The sequence below is a fragment of the Streptomyces sp. W1SF4 genome (assembly GCF_003950035.1).
GTDB classification, from domain to species: domain Bacteria; phylum Actinomycetota; class Actinomycetes; order Streptomycetales; family Streptomycetaceae; genus Streptomyces; species Streptomyces racemochromogenes.
The window spans coordinates 7,036,803-7,056,179 of the sequence record NZ_CP034350.1 but is presented as its reverse complement, the minus strand read 5'-3'; the positions used below and the strand labels follow the sequence as shown (position 1 = coordinate 7,056,179).

The window sequence follows — 19,377 nt, the reverse complement described above, 5'->3', positions numbered from 1 at the left end:
CCCGCCGCCGGAAGACCGGGCTCGACGGGTCCGCGCGGCGCGCCGGGGGCACCCGGCCCCGGAGGCGCGGGCCGGGGTGTTCCCGTTCTCGCACGGGTGATCCACGGACGGCCGTATGATCGGGTCCACGCCGGCCCCGTCCGGGGAGGGGCCGCACGCCCCGGTCGTCCTCCGCGGCGGCCGGCTCCCTGACCGCCCCGCGAACCACGGCCACCGAGGCGAGGACGCGCACGTGCACAGGACCGTCACCGAACTCGCGGACGGCCGCGAGCTCATCTACTACGACAGCTCCCCCGGCAGGGACCGCGGCGCCAAGGACCTCCGGCCGCTCGACCCGGTCGTGAGCGCCCCCGAGCTGCGCCGGGATCCGGCCACCGGGGACTGGGTCACCGTCGCCGCCCACCGGCAGTCCCGCACCTACCGTCCGGCCGCCGACGCCTGCCCGCTGTGTCCGTCCCGGGAGGGACTGCTGAGCGAGATCCCGGCCGCCGACTACGAGGTGGCCGTCTTCGAGAACCGTTTCCCCTCCCTGTCCGGCGCGGCCGGCCGGTGCGAGGTGGTGTGCTTCACCCCAGACCACGACTGCGGGTTCGCCGCACTCACCCCCGCGCGGGCCCGGCTGGTGCTGGACGCCTGGACCGACCGGACCGCCGAACTGTCGGCCCGTCCCGGCACCCGCCAGGTGTACTGCTTCGAGAACCGGGGCGCCGAGATCGGCGTCACCCTCCCGCACCCGCACGGGCAGATCTACGCCTTCTCCACGCCCACTCCGCGCACCGTCAAGCACCTCGCCGCGGCGGCCGCCCACCGCGCCGCCACCGGGCGGAACCTCTTCGAGGACCTGCTCGCCGAGGCCCGCGCGGCCACGGAGCGGGTGGTGCTCGCCGGGGAGCACTGGACGGCGTTCGTCCCGTACGCCGCCCGCTGGCCGTACGAGGTGCACCTGTACCCGCACCGCCGGGTGGCCGACCTGACCTGCCTCGACGAGGCCGAGCGGGCCGAGTTCCCCGGCCTGTACCTGGACCTGCTGCGCCGCTTCGACCGCCTCTTCGGGCTGGCCGAGCCCACCCCGTACGTCTCGGCATGGCACCAGGCCCCGACGGCCGACGGCGGTGAACTCGCCCTCCACCTGGAGCTGTTCACCGTCCGGCGGGCCGCCGACAAGCTGAAGTACCTGGCCGGGACGGAGTCCGGCATGGACGCGTTCATGAACGACGTGGCTCCGGAGACGGCGGCCCGGCGACTGCGGGAGGCGCGGTGACGGCGCGGGTGCGCGAGGAGTTCGAGCGGATCCACGGCCGCCCGCCGGAGGGGGTCTGGGCCGCACCGGGCCGGGTCAACCTGATCGGCGAGCACACCGACTACAACGACGGCTTCGCCCTGCCCATGGCCCTGCCGCGGACCACCCTGCTCGCCGCCCGCCGGCGCGGCGACGGCCTGCTGCGGGTGCACAGCGCCCAGGGCGACGGCCGGGTCGCCGAGTTCGCGGTGGCCGAGCTCGCCCCCGGCGCGGCCGACGGCTGGGCCCGGTATCCCGCCGGGGTGGTCTGGGCGCTGCGCGAGCGGGGCCTGCCCGTCGGCGGGGCCGACCTGCACGTGGACAGCACGGTGCCCACGGGTGCCGGACTGTCCTCGTCCGCGGCCCTGGAGTGCGCGGTGGCCGTCGCCTACGACGAGCTGTACGGGCTGCGGCTGGAGCGGCCTGAGCTGGCACGGGTGGCGCAGTACGCGGAGAACGCCTTCGCCGGCGTGCCGTGCGGGGTCATGGACCAGATGGCCTCGCTGTGCTGTGCCGAGGGCAGCGCCCTGCACCTGGACAGCCGGGGTCCGTCGGTCCGGCAGGTCCCCTTCGACCTCACCGGGCACGGGCTGTCGCTGCTGGTGCTGGACACCCGGGTCAAGCACGACCTCGCCGACGGGGCGTACGCGGCCCTGCGGGCGGGGTGCGAGCGGGCCGCGCGGCTGCTGGGCCTGCCCGCCCTGCGGGACCTCGACGAGCGGGGGCTGGCGGGCGCGCTGGCCGGGCTGCCCGGCGAACTCGTCCCGCTGGTGCGGCACGTGGTCACCGAGAACGCCCGGGTCGGCCGGGCCGTGGACCGCCTGACGGCCGGCCGGCCGGAGGCCCTGGGCCCGCTGCTGACCGCCGGGCACGCCTCCCTCCGCGACGACTACCGGGTCTCCTGCCCGGAGACCGACCTCGCGGTGGACGCCGCCGTCGCGGCGGGTGCGCTGGGGGCGCGGATGACGGGCGGCGGGTTCGGCGGTTCCGTGATCGCCCTGGTCCCGGCCGGGCGGGCGGAGTCCGTGGGCCGGGCCGTGTCGGACGCCTTCGCGGCGGCCGGGTTCCTCCGCCCGGCGGTGCTGGACGCCGTGCCGTCGGCGGGGGCCCGCCGGATCGCCTGAGCGGCCGGTCCCCCGCCGCCTCTGTCCTTCGGCAGAGGGGCGGATCCACCGCGAGGCTCATGCCGTGGCCGCCGCCCGCGTCAATACTGGTCAGCGTGGTGCGCACTCCCCCGATCCCCCGTCCTGTCCCCGGCCCGCCGCGCGGGGCCCCACCCTCCGGGTGGGCGCGTACGGCGGCCCAGGCCGCCGGGGTGGCCCTGCTGGGCCTGGGCGTGTTCGCGGCCGTCGCGTGGGCCGGGCTCGCGCCGCACCCGTCGTTCCAGCTGCTGGTGATCGCCGCCGCCGCCCTGCTCTTCCCGCTGCGCGGCCGCTTCCCCGGGCCGGTCCTGCTCGCGCTGGCCGTGCTGACCGGGCTGTCGGGCGGCGCCGGTCCGCTCGCGGCGGTGGCCGCGTACGGTCTGGCGCGGCGGACGGTCCGGGCACGGCGGCGTGCCCGGCTGCCGGCCGCGGCGGCGGTCCTGCTGGTGGCCACCGCCACGGCGGCCGCGCCCGTGGTGGGGCCGGGGCCCGTCCCGTACGGTCTGGCGCTCGGGCTGGCCCTGGCGCCGACGGCGGTGATCGTCCCGGGTCTGGTGGGTACGGCGCAGGGGCAGCAGCAGCGCCTGGTACGGGCCCTGCGCGAGCGCGGGGACGCGGCGGAGCGGGCCCGGCTGGCGGCCGACAGCGAGGCCCGCACCCACGAGCGCTCCCGTATCGCCGCCGAGATGCACGACCTCCTCGGCCACCGGCTCAGCCTGATCTCGCTGCACGCGGGCGGGCTGGAACTGGCCCTGGACCGGGCCGCTCCGGAGCTGCGCGAGGAGGCCGTCCTGGTGCGCCGGACCACCCGGGACGCGATGAGCGAGCTGCGGCAGGTCCTCGGCGTGCTCGGCCCGCTGGGCCGCGACGCCGGTCCCGGCGTCCTCACGGACGCGACGGGCACCCGCGCCGACGTCGAGGCGCTGGTGGCGGAGTCCAGGGGCGGCGGGGTGGCCGTACGGCTGGACTGGACGGGACCGGACCTGGACGGCCGCCCCGCGGCGGTGCGCAGGGCGGCGCACCGGGTGGTGCGCGAGGCCCTGACCAACGTCCACCGGTACGCCCCCTCGGCCCACGTCACCGTCGGCGTCGCGCACGAGGGGGAGGTCGTACGGATCACCGTGCGCAACGGCGCGCCGTCCGGGCCGCCCGTCCCGGCCGGGAGCCTGGGGACCGGGCGCGGCCTGACGGGGCTCCGGGAGCGCGTGGAGGTCCTCGGCGGGTCCTTCGAGGCGGCCCCGCTGCCGTCCGGCGGGTTCCTGGTGGACGCGGTCCTGCCGGCGGAGCCCGGTGACGCGGTCGTCCCGCACGCCGCCGGGCCGCAGGGGGCCGGCGCCGCCTTGGGCGCGGAGGGCGGCGGCGCCGAGGGAGGGGCGGCGAACGCGCTGACGCTCGCCCTGGGACTGGGGGCGCTGTGCGTGCTGATGGCCCTGGCGACCGCCTTCGTGTACGGCAGCGCGCCGCGGCCGGACTCCGGGCCGCGCCCGCTGCCGCGGGTCGGGATGACGTACGACGAGGTGACGGGGCTCGGCGTCGTCGACAACAAGGCGGTGCGCGCGGCCGCCACGGGGCACGAGCCGCCGCGCCCGGCCGGCACGGCCGGCTGCGCGTACCCGTTCAACGGCGCGACCGAGGTCCGCCCGGGCGGCCTGCTGGTGGCCCGCTACTGCTTCGACGCCGGACAGCGTCTGATCGCCGTCGACCGTTTCACCGTCCCGTCGGTGCGGGACGCCTCACCCTGGGAGACCCCTTGACCGAGCCCGACGGGCCGATCCGTGTCCTGCTCGCCGACGACGAGACGATGATCAGGCACGGTGTGCGCCTGATCCTGAGGCACGCCGACGGCATCGAGGTGGTCGCGGAGGCGGCGGACGGGCGGCAGGCCGTCGAACTGGCCGCCGTCCACCACCCGGACGTGGCGCTGGTCGACATCCGCATGCCGGTGTGCGACGGACTGGCGGCCATCGCGCCGCTGCTCGCGCTCGATCCGGCACCGAGGGTGGTGATGCTGACGACCTTCGGCGACGACGAGAACGTCGTGCGGGCGCTACGTGAGGGCGCCGCCGGGTTCCTGCTGAAGGACGAGGGCCCGCAGGAGCTGATCAGCGCGGTACGCGCCGCCGCGGCGGGCGACGCCGTGCTCTCCCCGGGCGTCACCGGGGCGGTGATCTCCCGGATGCTGGGCGCGCCGGAGCCCGCCGGGGCGGGCGGCGCGGACGCGGACGAGCGGATCGCCCGGCTGACGGGCCGTGAGCGGGACGTCCTCGCGGCGCTCGGCGAGGGGCTGTCGAACCAGGAGATCGCGGCGCGGCTCGGCATCGGGACCGGCACGGTGAAGACCCACGTGGGGGCGATCCTGGACAAGACGGGTTCGACGAGCCGGGTCCAGGCGGCGCTGCTGGCGCACCGGACCGGGCTGGCCTCCTGATCCCCGGCTCTGCCCGGGGAGGGAGGGCAACGGCCGCGGCCTCTGCCGTCCGGCAGAGGGGAGCCGGTCCGGGCCGCCCTTTCGGCAGAGGCCCACTCGCGCCTTGAGGCCGATGTCCGCGCAGGTCAGCGCGGTGAGGATGGAGGTGTCCCCCCGGCTCGCGGCATGTTCCGCGGGCCGTCGTACTTCAGCCGGAGCATCCATGTCGCACGCGTTTCCCTCCTCCCCCGCGCCCTCCTCGCCCCCGGCCCCCGTCGAGCCGGCGGCCCGCGCGACGGGGCTGACCAAGACGTACGGGAGGGGCGGGACGCGGGTCACCGCCCTGGACTCGGTGTCGGTGGAGTTCGCGCGGGGCCGGTTCACGGCGGTGATGGGGCCCTCCGGCTCGGGCAAGTCCACGCTGATGCACTGCATGGCCGGCCTGGACACGGTGACGTCCGGTTCGGCGCGGATCGGCGGGGTGGAGCTGTCCGAGCTGAACGACCGGCGGCTGACGCGGCTGCGGCGGGAGAAGGTCGGCTTCGTCTTCCAGGGCTTCAACCTGCTGCCCACCCTCACGGCGCTGGAGAACATCACCCTGCCGCTGCGGCTCGCCGGGCGGCAGCCCGAGGCGGCGTGGCTGGACACCGTCGTCGCCACCGTCGGGCTCGCCGGGCGGCTCGCGCACCGGCCGGCCGAGCTGTCCGGTGGCCAGCAGCAGCGCGTGGCCGTGGCCCGGGCGCTGGTCTCGCGTCCGGAGATCGTGTTCGCCGACGAGCCGACCGGCAACCTCGACTCGCGTTCCGGCGCGGAGGTGCTCGGGTTCCTGCGCGACTCGGTCCGGGAGCTGGGCCAGACGGTGGTGATGGTCACCCACGACCCGGTCGCCGCCGCCCATGCCGACCGGGTGGTGTTCCTCGCCGACGGCCGGCTGGTGGACGAGCTGCGGGAGCCGACCTCCGGCGCCGTGCTGGACCGGATGCTCGCCTTCGAGGCCCAGGGCCGCACCAGCTGACGGCGCCGGCCCCGCCCCCGCCCTCACGTCCCGCTCGCCGGGCCCTCCGAGCCCTCCGGGCCTTCCGAGCCCTTCCGAGCCCTTCCGAGCCCTTCCGAGCCCTTCCGAGCCCTTCCAGCCTTCCGAAAGCCCACCATGCTGCGAACAGCCCTGCGCAACGTCCTCGCCCACAAGGCGCGCCTGATCATGACCGTCCTCGCGGTCTGTCTCGGGGTCGCGTTCATCTCCGGGTCGCTCGTCTTCGCGGACTCCACCACCGCCGCCTACCGCGCCTCCATGGCGCGCGACTACGCCGGGATCGCGGTCACCGTCGACCCCGCCTACCCGGTCGGCGCCCCCGCCGGTGAACGCACGAGCGTCCTCGACGACGCCCTCGCGGCCAGGCTGGCCGCCGTCCCCGGGGTCGCCTCGGCCCGCCCCGCCGTCGACGGGTCGGTGACGCTGGCCGCGAAGGACGGCTCGCCGATGCGGGCCGGCAACGCGATGGGCAAGCTCGCCGCCGGGTACGTACCCGGACCCGACGGCAAGGACGCCCGCTATCCGCTGACGGCCGGCCGCGCCCCGCGCGACGGCGGCGAGGTGGCCCTGGACCGGGGCACTGCCACGGCCGGCGGGTACGCCCTCGGCGACACCGTCAGCCTGGCCGTCGACGGCCCCGTGCTGAAGCCGCGGCTGGTCGGCATCGTCTCCACCGGCGACACCCGGGTCACCTCGGGCGGCACCCTGGCGGTGTTCGACAAGGCCACCGCCCAGAAGCTGTTCGCCGCGCCCGGCCGCTACACCGGGATCGACCTGTCCGCCACGCCCGGCACCGACCAGAGCGACCTCGCGCGGCGGGTCGGCGCGCTGCTGCCCGCCGACCGGGCGCAGGCCACCACCGCGAGCGCCAAGGCCGACCAGCAGTCCGTCTTCATCGGCACCAAGACCCGCAGCTACGCCCGGCTGCCCCTGCTCTTCGCCGCGGTGTCGCTCTTCATCGGCTCCTTCCTCATCATCAACACCTTCACCATGCTCATCACCCGGCGCACCCGGGAGATCGCCCTGCTCCGCGCGATCGGCGCCACCCGCCGCCAGGTGGTCCGCTCCGTGCTCGCGGAAGCGGCCCTGGTGGGTCTGGTCGCCTCCGTGATCGGGTTCGGCATGGGCCTCGGTGTGGCCGCCGCCCTGCCCGGCCTGCTCGGCACGGGTGAGGACCTGCTGCCCGGCGGCCCGCTGGTGGTCGGCCCCGCTCCCGTCGCCGCCTCGCTCGCGGTGGGCGTCGGCGTCACGGTCCTGGCCGCCTGGCTGCCGTCCCGGCGTGCCGCCCGGATCGCGCCCGTCGAGGCGATGCGCACCGCCGAGCAGCCGCCGTCCGCGACGCTGTCCCGGATCCGGGGCGCGGCCGGCGCGGCAGTGGTCCTGCTGGGTGCCGGTCTGCTCTTCTCCCTGGGCGGGGCGAAGGACGCCTCGGACGAGAACCTGCGGACGGCGCTGTTCGGCTGCGGCGTCCTCGTGACCGGGCTGATCCTGCTGGCGCCGCTGCTGGCGGGTCCGGTGGTCCGGCTCATCGGCCGGGTCACCGGCCGGTTCGGCGTGGCGGGCGGCCTCGCCAGGGACAACGCCCTGCGCGACCCCCGGCGTACGGCGGCCACCGCCGTCGCCCTGATGATCAGCACGGCGCTGGTGACCGGTCTCTCCGTCATCGAGCACTCCTCCGCCCGGGCCCTGGACTCCCAGGCGGCCGCCGGCCTGCGCGCCGACTACGTCATCGGCACCCGCGACACGACCACCGCCGTCGACGCGGCCGCGGTCCGGCGGATCGCCGCCGTCCCCGGGGTATCGACCGCCTCCGCCGTCGCGGACTCCGGGATCTCGGTCGGGGCCGGGGCGGGGCAGGTGTCGGGCGTCGACCCGAAGAGCGTGGAGGCCGTCATGAGGCTCCGCTTCACCAGCGGCTCCGCCGAGGACCTCGGGCCGGGCCGGATCGCGGTCTCGGCGTCCTTCGCCCGCGACAACCGGATCGGCACCGGCGACCGGGTCCGGGCGGCCGTCGGCCCCGGTGCCGGGGAGGACCGCGACCGGCCCTACACCGTCGTCGGGGTCTACCAGGACAACCCCACCGCGCGGGACGTGCTCGCCGACCGCGCCGACGTCCAGCGGTACGGCTACCTGCGCGACTCCGTCCAGCGGGTCCTGGTGGCCGGCTCCGGGGACCTCGGCGGGCGGCTGCGCGCTGCCGTCGACAACAGCCCCCTGCTGAAGGTCCAGAGCCGTGCGCAGCTGGTACGGGAACAGGCGGGCGTCGCCGGGGACCTGATCACCCTGGTGTTCGGGCTGCTCGCCATCGGCGTGGTCATCTCCGCGCTCGGGATGGTCAACACGCTGGCCATGTCGGTCGCCGAACGCACCCGGGAGATCGGCGTCCTGCGGGCCGTCGGCATGGACCGCGCCGGCGTCCGCGGCATGATCCGCCTGGAGTCGCTCACGGTCGCCGCGTACGGCACCCTGCTCGGGCTCGCGGGCGGCCTGTTCGGGGCCTGGAAGGTCAGCGGCCTGGCCAACGGGGCCATCCCGCAGTACTCCTTCTCCCTCCCCTGGGGCACCCTCGCCCTGGTCGTCCTGCTCTCCCTCGCCGTCGGCGTGGCGGCGGCCGCGCTGCCCGCCCGCCGGGCCGCAGCGCTCACCCCGATGCACGCGGTGGCGGACGCCTGACGGCAGGCGGCACCGTCCGGCCCGGCCCTCCGGCCGGGCCGGACGGTGCCGTTTTGGATCTTCCGCTGACCGGGGTCCGCCCCCATGGTCGGGACGGCGCATTGCGCACGGGGACCTGGGCGGACTGGAATTGCCGAGGTCACGCACGGAAGGAATCCGATGGCATCCATGCTCGAAGGCTGCACCCCGTGGCCGCAGGCGTTCGTCGACCGCTACTGGGCGGCGGGCCACTGGGGCGGCAGCACCCTGGACAACCTGCTGCGCGGCTGGGCCCTGCAGTACGGGCCGCGGACCGCGCTCGTGCACGGCGGGACCCGCCTCACGTACGCGAACCTGAACCGGCGGGTGGACCGGATGGCCGCCGGGTTCCGGCTGCGCGGACTGCGGCCCGGTATGCGGGTCGTCGTCCAGCTGCCGAACGTCCCGGAGTTCGTCGTCGGCACGTTCGCGCTCATGCGCGCCGGTGTGGTCCCCGTCCTGTGCCCGCTCCCCCACCCCGACGTGCCCGAGCTCGTACGGGTCACCCAGGCCGTCGGCTACGTCGGCCCGGCCGAGTACCGGGGCTTCGACCACACGGCGATGGCCGCGGACACCGCCGCCCGCCGGCCCTTCCTGCGCCGGGTGTTCACCTATGAGCCGCCGGGCACCGGGTCCCCGTACGGCGGTCTGACGACCGACGCGTCGAACTGCCAGTACGCCCCGCTGGGTTCCGTCGACGCCGCACCCGAGCCGGCGCTCCCGCCGGACGCCGGCCGGGTGGCGTTCCTGCTGGTGGGCGACGGGGACGGCGCCGGCGGCGGGCCGGTGCTCGTGCCCCGCACCCACAACGACTTCGCCTACCAGGCGCGGGCCGCCGCCGAGCTGGTGTCGCTCACCGAGGACGACGTGTACCTGGCCGCACTGCCCGCCGCGTCCTCCTTCGCCCTCGGCTGCCCCGGCATCATCGGCACGCTCACCGCCGGCGGGACGGTGGTACTGGCCGACGGACCGGATCCCGCCGCATGCCTGCCGCTCGTCGAGCGGGAGCGGGTCACCGTCACGTCGCTGCCGCCCGACGACGCCGCCGCCTGGCTCGACGCGCTGCCCTCGGCCGGAGCCGACGTGAGCACTCTGCGTCTGGTGCAGAGCGGCGGCGGAGCGCCCCTGCCCCGGGCGACCGCCGAGCGGCTGGCGTCCCGGCTGGGCGCCCGGCCGCAGCAGGTGTTCGCCCCGCCCGGCGGGCCGGTCGTGCTCACCCGGCCCGCCGACCCGGACGAGACGGTGTACGGCACCCAGGGCCGCCCGCTCTCGCCCGACGACGAGATCCGCCTCGTCGGCGCCGACGGCCGGGGCGTGCCGGACGGGGAGCCCGGCGAGCTCCTGGCGCGCGGCCCCTACACCCCGCGCGGCCACTACCGGCCGGCCGGGGAAGGGGCCGGCCGCTTCACCCCCGACGGCTTCCTGCGCACCGGGGTGCTGGCCCGGCGTACGGCGGACGGCGACCTGGTGGTGACCGGCCGGGCAGAGGACAGGCCCGCGGGCTGACGGCCGCGGGATCCCCCGCGGACGCGGCGGCCCGGAGTGCCCGGTCCGGGCTGTTCCCGCATCATGAGTGCTGTGTGCGACCCACCCGGCGGACCGGTCTTCCTGTCGATCGTGGTTCCCGTCTTCAACGAGGAGGAGTCCCTGCCCGCTCTGGCGGCGCGGCTGCGGCCCGTGCTGGACCGGCTGGGGGAACCGTACGAGGTCCTCGCCGTCGACGACGGCTCGACCGACAAGACCCCCCGGGTGCTGGAGGACCTGCGCGGCGACTGGCCGGGGCTCCGCGTCGTCACCCTCCGGCGCAACAGCGGCCACCAGGCGGCCCTGACGGCCGGACTGCACCGCGCCCGGGGCGCCTACGTGGTCAGCATGGACGCCGACCTCCAGGACCCGCCGGAGGTCATCCCGCGGATGCTGGAGCTGGCCCGGTCGGACGGCCTGGACGTGGTGTACGGCGTCCGGACGGACCGCTCGGCCGACAGCGGCTTCAAACGCCGGACGGCCGCCGGCTACTACTGGCTGATGCGCCGTCTGGCGGGCCCCCACGTACCGGCCCAGGCCGGGGACTTCCGGCTGCTGTCCCGCCAGGTGGTGGAGACCCTCAAGTCCCTGCCCGAGCAGCAGCAGATCCACCGGCTGCTCATCCCGTGGCTGGGCTTCCCCGACGGCCGGATCACCTACCAGCGCGGGGAGCGGGTGGCGGGCACCACCAAGTACCCCCTGCACAAGATGGTCCTGCTGGCCCTGGACAGCGTCACCAGCTTCTCGGCGGCGCCCCTGCGCCTGGCCACGGCGATCGGCGCCGGCAGCCTCGCCGTGTGCCTCGGGTTCCTCGTCTGGACCCTCGTCGCCCACGCCACGGGCAACACCCTGCCCGGCTGGACCTCCCTGATCACGACGGTCCTGTTCTTCGGCGCGGTCCAGCTGTTCTGCGTGGGGATGCTCGGCGAGTACGTGGCCCGCATCTACACGGCCGTGCAGGCACGGCCGGCCTACTTCGTGGCCCGTGACACGGACGGGGAGCAGCCCTAGGGTCTGTCCTCGAACTTACGGCGCCCGGGGCCCGGGGCACACCGTCACACCGTCACACCAGCACTCCGGCGAAGAACATCGCGCCGAGCAGGGCGTACTGCGCGGCGCAGCACGCCAGCAGCGGCACCTGGACCCAGCGCGGCATGCGCGCGACGAGGAGCAGCCCGACGAACATCTGCGCGTGGTTGCGGTACCAGGACATCTCCGCGCCCGCCAGGAAGGGCACGAGGAAGACCGCCGCCGTCAGGACGGTCGCGGCCCACTCCCCCGCGTCGAGCCCGCGGCGGCGGACGAGCAGGGCCAGAGCCGTGGCGATGACGAGGAGGACGAAGGCGGTGTCGAGCCAGAGCTGCGTCCGGTGCGCGTCGAGCGCGTGACGCACCAGCCACGGGAGGTGCCCCGGGGGCGTGTACCAGTCCTTGAACGGGAAGCGGTAGGCCGCCGCCATCTGGTCGAAGGGCTGGTGCACCCCGCCCTGTCCGTAGCTGGACTCCTGGAGGGTCTCGTACGCGTCCCAGCGGCCGGTCGCCTGCCACATCAGCCACTTGGCCCAGAGCACGCCGCAGCCGGAGACGACCGCCGCCGAGCCGGCCTTCGCGCACCGGACCGGCCAGGTGTCGGCGCGCCACGCGAAGAGGGCGCTCAGCAGCAGCATGCCGGCGGCGACGGCGCCGACGGGATGGCAGGCGGCGGAGGCGAACCCGCCGGCGGCGGCGACCGTCCACGAGCCGCGCCGCACCCCGGCGACGCAGACCAGCAGGGCCAGGGTCGCGGTGGAGACCGGGAACAGGGCGTGGAAGTAGACGCCGCCCGGGAACACGGTGGCGACGGCGAGGGTGAGGCCGGTGGCCGGGGTGAGCCAGGCGCCGAGCAGCCCCCACAGCACGGCGAACATGCCGAGCAGGGCGGCCTCGGTGACGACGGCGGCGGACAGCTGGTAGGAGAGGCCGGTGGCGGAGACCGCCCGGACGGACATGGGGTATCCGGGGAACCAGGCGACGTTCCCGCAGACGACGTCGGGAAAGTCCGGATAGCGGTCCCGGCAGCGGAACATCTCGTAGCCGGTCTCGGCGATGGACAGGTAGTGGGCGGAGTCCCAGCGGCTGCGGCCGCCGGTGGACCAGTACCGCACCGGGGAGCCGTCGCCCGCGACGGAGGCCCTGGCGACGGCCCAGGTGAGGAGGTTGGCCACGAGCCACGCGAGGACCGGGGGCAGCAGCCGGTGGCGCGGGCCGCGGCCCGCCGCCCGGGACGCTTGCGCCATCTCCAGCCCCGCGATCGTCTCGTCGGCGGTCCGGCCGTCCGCTGCCGCGCTTCACGATCATTGTGGGCAACGCCCCCGGGCCCCGCATCCGGAGCTGCTCCCACCCGGGGGGCCCGCCGCGCGCCCGGGGTGATCGAATCGGCCCATGACGACATCGGCGCACCGCCTCCAGGCCCTCGCCCGGTTCCACGCGGCACACCCGTGGGACCACAACGCCCACTACCACCGCTGGATCCTGCGGCAGCTCCCCCACCGCTTCGGCCGCGCCCTGGACGTCGGCTCGGGCAGCGGTGACCCAGGCCGTGTCTCCCGGATCTCGCTCCCCCAGCTACCGCTGGGAGGTGCCCCCAGACCCGCGCCGCCCGGCGCCGCACCTCGCCGCGCAGTCGGCCGTCGACCGCCTCATCGGCGCCGCCGCGATACCGGCGAACGTCGCCATGGCCTGGGTCAGGAACCGCGGCCGCGGGGCACCCCGCCCGGCCGCTACGACCGCCCCCACCCGTCCGGCGTCCATGGGCTTCGCCGAAATCTCCGACGTGGCCCGGCGGACGCTTCCCGGCGTGCGCCTGCGCCGACGCCTGTTCTGGCGCTACACGCTCGTCCGGCGCAGCAGCTGACGGCGGCTCGGACCGTACGGCCGGCGACGCAGGAAGGCCCCGGTCTCCGTGAGGAGGCCGGGGCCTTCTTCCGAGCGCTGGGCAGGCCTTGCACCTGCATCCCCCCACGGGAAGTGGGGTGTCTTTCCTTGGACCACCAACGCATCGTCCCGTTCGCCGTGTTCCGCGGCGGCGGGCTCGAGATCAACTATAGCCCACGAAAGAGGAGGCTCCGCTACCGCGGTTTCACCGCGCGGAGCGAGTAGACCTGGGGGACGTACAGCCCGGCCGGGAGCCGGAAGTGGCCGTGGTCGTGCTCGTGCAGGAACTCCAGGCGCAGGCCCGCGGCGGCAAGGGCGCTGACGACCTCTCCGACGCCGTGCAGCCATTCGACGGTCCGGTTCGACCTGGTCGGCGCCCCGGGGTCGGCATAGGTGCCGGGTTCGTCGTAGACCATCGCCCCGCGCTCGAAGTAGTCGTGCTCGACGGCCCGTCCGTCCTCGGAGAGGACGTCGGCGAAGGGGTGGTACTCGGCGAGGTAGAGGAAGCCGCCGGGGGCGACGAGCTCCGCCACCGTCCGCGCCCACCGGGTGATGTCGGGGAGCCAGCACAGCGCCCCGAAGCCGGTGTAGACGATGTCGAAGGTCTGCCCGCCCAGGGCCTCGACGGCGTCGTACACGTCGGCGGTGACGAAGCGCGCGGTGCCGGCGCCGATCCGCTCGGCGAGCTCGCCCGCGGCGGCCACGGCCGGCCCGGAGAAGTCGAGGCCGGTGACGGTGGCTCCGCGGCGGGCCCAGGAGAGGGTGTCCAGCCCGATGTGGCACTGGAGGTGGAGCAGGGACCTGCCGCCTACGTCGCCGACCTCGCCGGGCTCGAAGTCCTGCAGCGAGTCCCGGCCCGCCACGAAGGCGGGGATGTCGTAGAAGGAGGTGCCGAGGTGGATCGGGACGCGCTCGTCCCAGTTGGCCCGGTTGGCCTCGCGCCAGTCGGCGGGGCCGGTGGAACCCGTGGCATCGGTGAGCGAGGGAGTGGTCATGCGGGGGACGCTAACCGGGGTCGCGAACGGTGATCAATCGGATTTCCCGGCCGATCACCCCCGACCGGAGCGGCCGACGCGGCCGAGCGGCCGACGCCCGGCGACGCGACGGCGCCCCGGGCTTTCGGCCTTAACTCGTGTAACCTGCACACGGGAAGGCAGCACCGGGCTACGGGGAGCGATGAACACGCCATGGCGAAAGAGGCATCGGCTCCCGCGTCGGCCACCAGCGCGGACGTCGCCCGCCTGGCCGGGGTGTCCCGCGCCACCGTCTCGTTCGTACTCAACGACACCCAGGGCCACCGGGTCAGCGAGGGCACCCGGGCGCGGGTGCTGGCCGCGGCCGCGCAGCTCGGCTACGTGCCGAACGCGGCCGCCCGGTCCCTGCGCGCGGGCCGCAGCAACCTCGTCCTGATGCCCGCCTCCGTCTCCGCGGTCGGACGCCTGGTGAGCGAGTGGGTGGACGACCTGGTCAGCGAGCTGGAGCGGCACGGCTACACCACCGTCATGCACGCCGGCCGCTTCGACGATCCGCTCGAAGCCGCCCGCGCCTGGGCCGAGTTGCGGCCCGCCGCGGTGCTCTCCCTCGACGGCGACCGGCTCACCCCGCAGACGGCCGAGGTGCTGCGCCGCGCCGGGGTGCGCGGGACGCTGGCCTTCGCCTCGCACCCGGTGGAGGGGGTGCACACCATCGCCTTCGACCACACCTCCGTCGGCGCGACCGCGACCCGGCACCTCATCGACCGGGGCCGGACCCGGATCGGGGTGGTCATCCCGCGCGAGCGCGGCCTGGACACCCTCGCCCGGCCGCGGCTGGCCGGCGCCGAGCAGGTCGCCGCGCGGCATCCGGTGACCGTCACCCCCGTCGAGCTGGCCTACACCCGGGAGTCCGCGACGGCGCTGGCCCGGCGGTGGCGGGAGCTCGGCCTGGACGCCGTCTTCGCGTACAACGACGAGTACGCGGCCCTGCTGATGCACGCGCTCATGGCGGAGGGGATCCCGGTGCCGGACGAGGTGGCCGTCGTCGGCTGTGACGACCTGGTGCTGTCGGCGCTCCAGCGGCCCGCGCTGACCAGCGTCGCACTGGAGCTGCCCTCCGCCGCCTCCGTGGCGGACGCCCTGCACGCCCTGGTCGCCCGGGGCACGGCACCCGGGGTGGCGGGCATCGAACCGGCGCTGGTGCACCGCCAGTCCTCCTGAGGCGGCGGCCGGGAGGATCCCCCCGGGGCCTCCCGGCCGCGCCCGCCCCGGCCTCAGCCTCCGGCGGCCTGCGGCGGCACTCTCCGCGGCACCCCCTCGGACCGTACGGAGCCACGCCCCTCCCGGGCGAGTACGGGCATGAAGGCGCGCCACACCAGCAGCGCGGCCGCGGCCCCCGCCAGCGCCCCGGCGACGGTGTCGCTGAGCCAGTGCGCGTGCAGCCACGTACGGCTCCACATCATGGCCAGCGTGAACAGCGTCCCCGCGCACCACCAGGCCCGACGCCGCGCCGCCGGCACGAGCAGCGCGCCGGCCAGCACCACGAGCGCCGCCGCCGCGGCCCCGTGGCCGGAGGGGAAGGAGCCGTGGTCGACGCGGACCAGCGGGTTCTCCGGGCGCGGCCGGTCCACCAGGTGCTTGAGGGTCTGGACGACGAGCAGGTTGGCCCCGAGGTAGGCGGCGAGCAGGCAGCAGGCCGACCACCAGCGCCCGCGCACCAGCAGGAAGGCCAGCAGGCCGAGCGGTACGATGACGCCCGCCGGCCCCCCGAACCAGTTCAGGAACGCCGCCGCGGCGGCGGGAACGCCCCGGTGCGGCCCGCCCATCAGGTCGAGCCAGCGTTGGTCGGCGCCCTGGAACGGCGGGCGGGCGGGGTCGGCGCGGACGACCGCCGTCACCAGGACGGCGGCCCCGGCCAGCAGCAGGCCGAGCGGCAGCACGCCGGCCGTGCGGTGCCCGGGAACGGGTCTCTCGCTCACGGGCGCGGCTCAGGCGTCCAGGTGGCGGGCGAGGAAGGCCACGCTGCGGGCCACGATCGGGGCCACGTCCGGGACGCCGAGGAAGATGTGGTCGGCGTCCTCCACCGGCTCCAGTTCGCATTCCCCGCCGACCGCGCGGAGCGCCGCGTCGAGCGCCTCGCTCTGGCTGTAGGGGACCAGGCCGTCCCGGGTACCGTGGACCAGCAGGAACGGCGGCGGCGCGCCGTGTCCGTCGGCGGCGTACGCGACCGGGCTCGCGGCGCGGGCCAGCGCCGGCCGCTCCTCCTCGGTACCGCCGAGCAGCGCCTCGTACGGGTCCGGGGACTGCACACCCGGCGGCATCGGCGGCATGGGGTGCCCGCGCAGGGCGAGCAGATCGCAGACGCCGTACCAGTCGACGACGGCCCGTACCGAGGTGTCGCCGGCGCCGACGCCCTCGGTGCCCTCCAGGGCGGCGGCGCCGGGGGTGTGAGGGCCGGTCAGGCCCGCGAGGGCGGCGAGGTGGCCGCCCGCGGACTCGCCCCAGACCGCGATGCGGTCCGGGTCGACGCCGAAGGCGCCGGCGAACTTCCGGACGTAGCGGATGGCGGCCTTCACGTCGTGCAGCTGCGCCGGGAAGGGTGCTTCGAGGCTGTGCCGGTAGTCGATGGAGACCAGGGCGAGCCCGGCCGCCAGCACCGCGCCGTGCAGCAGCGCGGCAGGGACGGTCGGCGGCGGGTAGCGCCGGTCGCCCTCCAGCCAGCCGCCGCCGTGGATCCAGACCACGGCCGGGACGGGGCCCCGGGCGGTGGCGGGCACCTGGACGTCCAGCAGGCGCGGCCGGTAGCCCGGCCGGGTGGCGTAGGTGACCCCGTCGAAGCGGCGTACGCCGTCCTCGGCGACCACGGGCGCTACGGGCGCCAGGAAGGGAGGGGGCGGCCAGGTCAGGTCGGGCTCGACCGGGAGCGAATGCGTCATTGCGGCCCTTTCACGCGGAGAGCTGCACGTGACTCCTGCCGAGTTACACGTGTAACAGCGGACTGTAGCCAGCCCTGCCCGGGGCCACAAGACGACTGGTGCGGGCGGTTTCCCGCCGGGTTCGAGCGGGAGGACGACGGCGCGTGCGGCCTGCGCTCCGCGCCCTGGGGGCGGTCACAGGCGGCCCGCGCAGAGTGCGACGTGCGCTGCCCGCCGGGCCCGCGCGGGGAGACGCGAAGCGCTCCGCCGGGGAACAGGAAGAGCCGCGCACGCATGAGGGGCGGCGGGTTCTTCACGCTCATGGCGGTGGCCGGGCTCGAGGCGGCCGACACGGCGGACACCCTGATCCTCCCCCCACCGACCCTGACGGAGCCGGGCGCGCCAAGCACGGTCGCCGGCCTCGCCGCGCCCGCGGCGGTCGGCCCGCACCGCCGGTTACGGGCACAGCTGGGAACGACGCCGCCGGCCTGGCTCACGGGGTAACGGCTCGCCCTGGTGCGCCGGCTGACCGAGCGGGCGGCACAGCGGGCTCGGCGTCGCCGCCGAGCTGCGGGCCCTGATGCGCCGGGAGGCGGGCGGGGCGCCGGCGGCGGTTCGGGCCGGGGGCGGGGCCGCTGCCGCTGCGGCTGCGGCTGCGGCTGCGGCTGCGGCTGCGGCTGCGGCTGCGGCGAACGGGTGACGTGCGGGGTCCAGAGGGGCGGGCCGCTGCGGCGAACGGGTGACGTGCGGGGCCCGGAGGGGCGGGCCGCTGCGGCGAACGGGTGACGTGCGGGGCCCAGAGGGGCGTGGCACGCTGTTGACGGGGCTCGGGCCGCCGGGGAAGGCGGCCGCGACGAACGGAGCGCGCCGTGGGAACTGCGATCCTGCCCGTGGCGCTGCGGCGCCGGACGGCCGGCTGCTGCGCCGCCCTGCTGCTGGCGCTCACCTGCGGTACGGGCGCCCGTGCTGCCCCCTCTCCGTCGCCGGTGCCCCCGCCGGAGGCCACCGGGGCCGGCCTCGACCCCCGCATCACGGAGATCATGGGCAAACCGGAGTACCGCCACGCGCAGTGGGGGCTGCTGCAGACGGAACCGGGTGACGGCCGGGTGCTGCACAGCATGTTCCCGGGTCAGTTCTTCATACCGGGGTCCACGGCGAAGCTGTTCCCCGTCTCCGCCACCTGGCAGACCCTCGGCCCGGACCACCGCTTCGTGACGCCCCTCTACGCGGTCGGCCGGCGCGCCGGATCCACCCTGACCGGCGACCTCGACCTCGTCGCGCAGGGCGACCTCACCCTGGGCGGCCGGACCCGGCCCGACGGGACGGTCGCGTACACCGACCTCGACCACACCTACGCCAACGACTTCCCGGGTGCCACCCTCACCCCGGAGAACCCCCTCGCCGGGATCGACGAGCTCGCCCGGCAGGTCCGCGCGGCGGGCATCACCCGCGTCGAGGGCGACGTGATCGTCGACAGCCGGCTCTTCGCCCCCGACCCGGGCCTCGACCCGGTACCGACCCCCCTGATCGTCAACGACAACCTCGTCGACCTGCTGACCACCCCGGGCGACCGCGCGGGCGCCGCCGCCCGGCTGGAATGGCGGCCCAAGGTCGCCCCGTACGAGGTCACGTCCACGGTGAGGACCGTCGCCGCCGGGAAGCCGACGGACATCACGGTGACGGCCTCCGACGGCGGCACCCGCATCCGGCTGTCCGGCACCATCGCCGCGGACGCCCGGCCGCTGCTGCGCACCGCCCCGGTCACGGACCCGGCCGCGTTCGGCCGGACGGCGCTGATCGAGGCGCTGGGCCGGGCCGGCGTGGAGGTCACCGCCGGCGCCACCGGGCCCAATCCGGTGGCCCGGCTGCCGCGCGACTACGCGGGCCGGCCGCGCGTGGCCGCGTACACCTCTCCCCCGTACGAGCAGTACGCGAAGCTGATCCTGAAGGTCAGTCACAACCTCGGCGCCAACCTGGACGTCTGCCTGCTGGCCGTCACCACCGGCAGCCGGCAGTGCGCCGCGGGCTTCCCGGTGCTCGCCGCCTTCCTGGACCGGGCGGGCGTCGACCGCGAGCAGGTGGCCCTGATGGACGGCCGGGGCGGCAATCCGGCCGACCGGGTCACGCCCCGGGCGCTGGTGCAGATGCTGGCGTACTGGCAGGGCACGCCGGACGCGCGGCGGTTCCGGGAGGCGCTGCCCGTCCTCGGGGTCGACGGGCTGCTCGCGCAGAACTGCCGTGACTGTCCCGCGCGCGGCAAGGTGTTCGCGAAGACCGGCGCGGCCGTCGGCGGCGACCTCCTCAACGACAGGCTGTCGGTGGGGGCCATCACCATCGCCGGCTACCTGGACAAGGGCGGCGGGCGCTTCGACACCTTCTACGCGGGCGTCACGGGCGCGATGACGCCGACCGCCGACCCGGAGGACGTGGTGGGCATCGCCAACGACCTGGCCCTGATCGCCGCCTACCTCCAGGAGGGCTCCTGACAGGCCCGTGCCTA

15 protein-coding genes are annotated in these 19,377 nt (G+C 76.0%); 11 read left to right on the top strand and 4 right to left on the bottom strand.

The features are described 5' to 3' along the window. Positions 1–232: 232 nt before the first annotated feature. The 8 genes from galT (at position 233) to D1J60_RS32630 (ending at position 11,087) form a co-directional block, all read left to right on the top strand. On the top strand, positions 233–1,261 hold the full coding sequence (gene galT, locus D1J60_RS32665; protein ID WP_125823603.1) for a galactose-1-phosphate uridylyltransferase: 1,029 nt from the start codon (positions 233–235) through the stop codon (positions 1,259–1,261). Further along, positions 1,258–2,403 (top strand): galactokinase, encoded by a 1,146-nt coding sequence (gene galK / locus D1J60_RS32660; protein ID WP_125823602.1) that lies wholly within the window; start codon positions 1,258–1,260, stop codon positions 2,401–2,403. The genes galT and galK overlap by 4 nt, the downstream gene beginning before the upstream one ends. A 95-nt stretch (positions 2,404–2,498) precedes the next feature. Continuing rightward, positions 2,499–4,175 carry a histidine kinase gene (locus D1J60_RS32655; RefSeq protein WP_241253488.1) on the top strand — a complete coding sequence of 559 codons (1,677 nt, stop codon included), beginning with the start codon at positions 2,499–2,501 and terminating at the stop codon, positions 4,173–4,175. Beyond that, positions 4,172–4,849, top strand: a complete 678-nt coding sequence (locus D1J60_RS32650) for a response regulator transcription factor (protein ID WP_125823601.1) — start codon at positions 4,172–4,174, stop codon at positions 4,847–4,849. The genes D1J60_RS32655 and D1J60_RS32650 overlap by 4 nt, the downstream gene beginning before the upstream one ends. Positions 4,850–5,051: 202 nt before the next feature. Beyond that, on the top strand, positions 5,052–5,843 hold the full coding sequence (locus D1J60_RS32645; RefSeq protein WP_125823600.1) for an ABC transporter ATP-binding protein: 792 nt from the start codon (positions 5,052–5,054) through the stop codon (positions 5,841–5,843). Between the two features lie 135 nt (positions 5,844–5,978). Further along, a complete protein-coding gene (locus tag D1J60_RS32640) occupies positions 5,979–8,534 on the top strand; it encodes an FtsX-like permease family protein (RefSeq protein ID WP_125823599.1) in 2,556 nt (851 codons plus the stop codon). A gap of 159 nt (positions 8,535–8,693) precedes the next feature. Further along, positions 8,694–10,058 carry an AMP-binding protein gene (locus D1J60_RS32635; protein WP_241253487.1) on the top strand — a complete coding sequence of 455 codons (1,365 nt, stop codon included), beginning with the start codon at positions 8,694–8,696 and terminating at the stop codon, positions 10,056–10,058. 63 nt (positions 10,059–10,121) lie between these two features. Then, a complete protein-coding gene (locus D1J60_RS32630; RefSeq protein ID WP_125823597.1) occupies positions 10,122–11,087 on the top strand; it encodes a glycosyltransferase family 2 protein in 966 nt (321 codons plus the stop codon). A gap of 52 nt (positions 11,088–11,139) precedes the next feature. Here the strand turns inward: D1J60_RS32630 and D1J60_RS32625 are convergent, their stop codons facing one another. After that, entirely contained in the window at positions 11,140–12,351 is a 1,212-nt protein-coding gene (locus tag D1J60_RS32625) for a hypothetical protein (protein ID WP_125823596.1), read from the bottom strand. A 341-nt stretch (positions 12,352–12,692) separates the two neighbouring features. Between D1J60_RS32625 and D1J60_RS38900 the strand changes: the two genes are divergently transcribed. Further along, positions 12,693–12,968, top strand: coding sequence for a hypothetical protein (locus tag D1J60_RS38900; protein ID WP_347147201.1), 276 nt, complete (start codon positions 12,693–12,695; stop codon positions 12,966–12,968). Positions 12,969–13,182: 214 nt separating this feature from the next. Here the strand turns inward: D1J60_RS38900 and D1J60_RS32615 are convergent, their stop codons facing one another. Then, complete coding sequence (locus D1J60_RS32615; RefSeq protein WP_125823595.1) at positions 13,183–13,983, bottom strand: class I SAM-dependent methyltransferase; 801 nt, start codon at positions 13,981–13,983, stop codon at positions 13,183–13,185. 192 nt (positions 13,984–14,175) lie between these two features. On the opposite strand from D1J60_RS32615, the gene D1J60_RS32610 reads away from it, so the two are divergent. Further along, on the top strand, positions 14,176–15,183 hold the full coding sequence (locus tag D1J60_RS32610; RefSeq protein WP_125823594.1) for a LacI family DNA-binding transcriptional regulator: 1,008 nt from the start codon (positions 14,176–14,178) through the stop codon (positions 15,181–15,183). A gap of 53 nt (positions 15,184–15,236) precedes the next feature. On the opposite strand, the gene D1J60_RS32605 is transcribed toward D1J60_RS32610, so the two are convergent. Together D1J60_RS32605 and D1J60_RS32600 are read right to left on the bottom strand one after the other, a co-directional pair. Then, a complete protein-coding gene (locus D1J60_RS32605) occupies positions 15,237–15,941 on the bottom strand; it encodes a phosphatase PAP2 family protein (protein ID WP_241253486.1) in 705 nt (234 codons plus the stop codon). 9 nt (positions 15,942–15,950) lie between these two features. After that, positions 15,951–16,898, bottom strand: a complete 948-nt coding sequence (locus D1J60_RS32600) for an alpha/beta hydrolase (RefSeq protein WP_125823593.1) — start codon at positions 16,896–16,898, stop codon at positions 15,951–15,953. Positions 16,899–17,746: 848 nt separating this feature from the next. Here D1J60_RS32600 and dacB point away from each other — a divergent pair. Further along, positions 17,747–19,363: a D-alanyl-D-alanine carboxypeptidase/D-alanyl-D-alanine-endopeptidase gene (dacB, locus tag D1J60_RS32595; RefSeq protein ID WP_241253485.1), complete on the top strand. Its 1,617-nt coding sequence runs from the start codon at positions 17,747–17,749 to the stop codon at positions 19,361–19,363. The last annotated feature ends 14 nt before the right edge of the window (positions 19,364–19,377 follow it).

Bases quoted from the DNA above. Each gene is read 5' to 3' on its own strand.
- D1J60_RS32645 (WP_125823600.1), top strand. From the start codon at position 5,052: ATGTCGCACGCGTTTCCCTCCTCCCCCGCGCCCTCCTCGCCCCCGGCC.
- D1J60_RS32640 (WP_125823599.1), top strand. From the start codon at position 5,979: ATGCTGCGAACAGCCCTGCGCAACGTCCTCGCCCACAAGGCGCGCCTG.
- D1J60_RS32635 (WP_241253487.1), top strand. From the start codon at position 8,694: ATGGCATCCATGCTCGAAGGCTGCACCCCGTGGCCGCAGGCGTTCGTC.
- D1J60_RS32630 (WP_125823597.1), top strand. From the start codon at position 10,122: ATGAGTGCTGTGTGCGACCCACCCGGCGGACCGGTCTTCCTGTCGATC.
- D1J60_RS32625 (WP_125823596.1), bottom strand. From the start codon at position 12,351: ATGGCGCAAGCGTCCCGGGCGGCGGGCCGCGGCCCGCGCCACCGGCTG.
- D1J60_RS32615 (WP_125823595.1), bottom strand. From the start codon at position 13,983: ATGACCACTCCCTCGCTCACCGATGCCACGGGTTCCACCGGCCCCGCC.
- D1J60_RS32610 (WP_125823594.1), top strand. From the start codon at position 14,176: ATGGCGAAAGAGGCATCGGCTCCCGCGTCGGCCACCAGCGCGGACGTC.
- D1J60_RS32600 (WP_125823593.1), bottom strand. From the start codon at position 16,898: ATGACGCATTCGCTCCCGGTCGAGCCCGACCTGACCTGGCCGCCCCCT.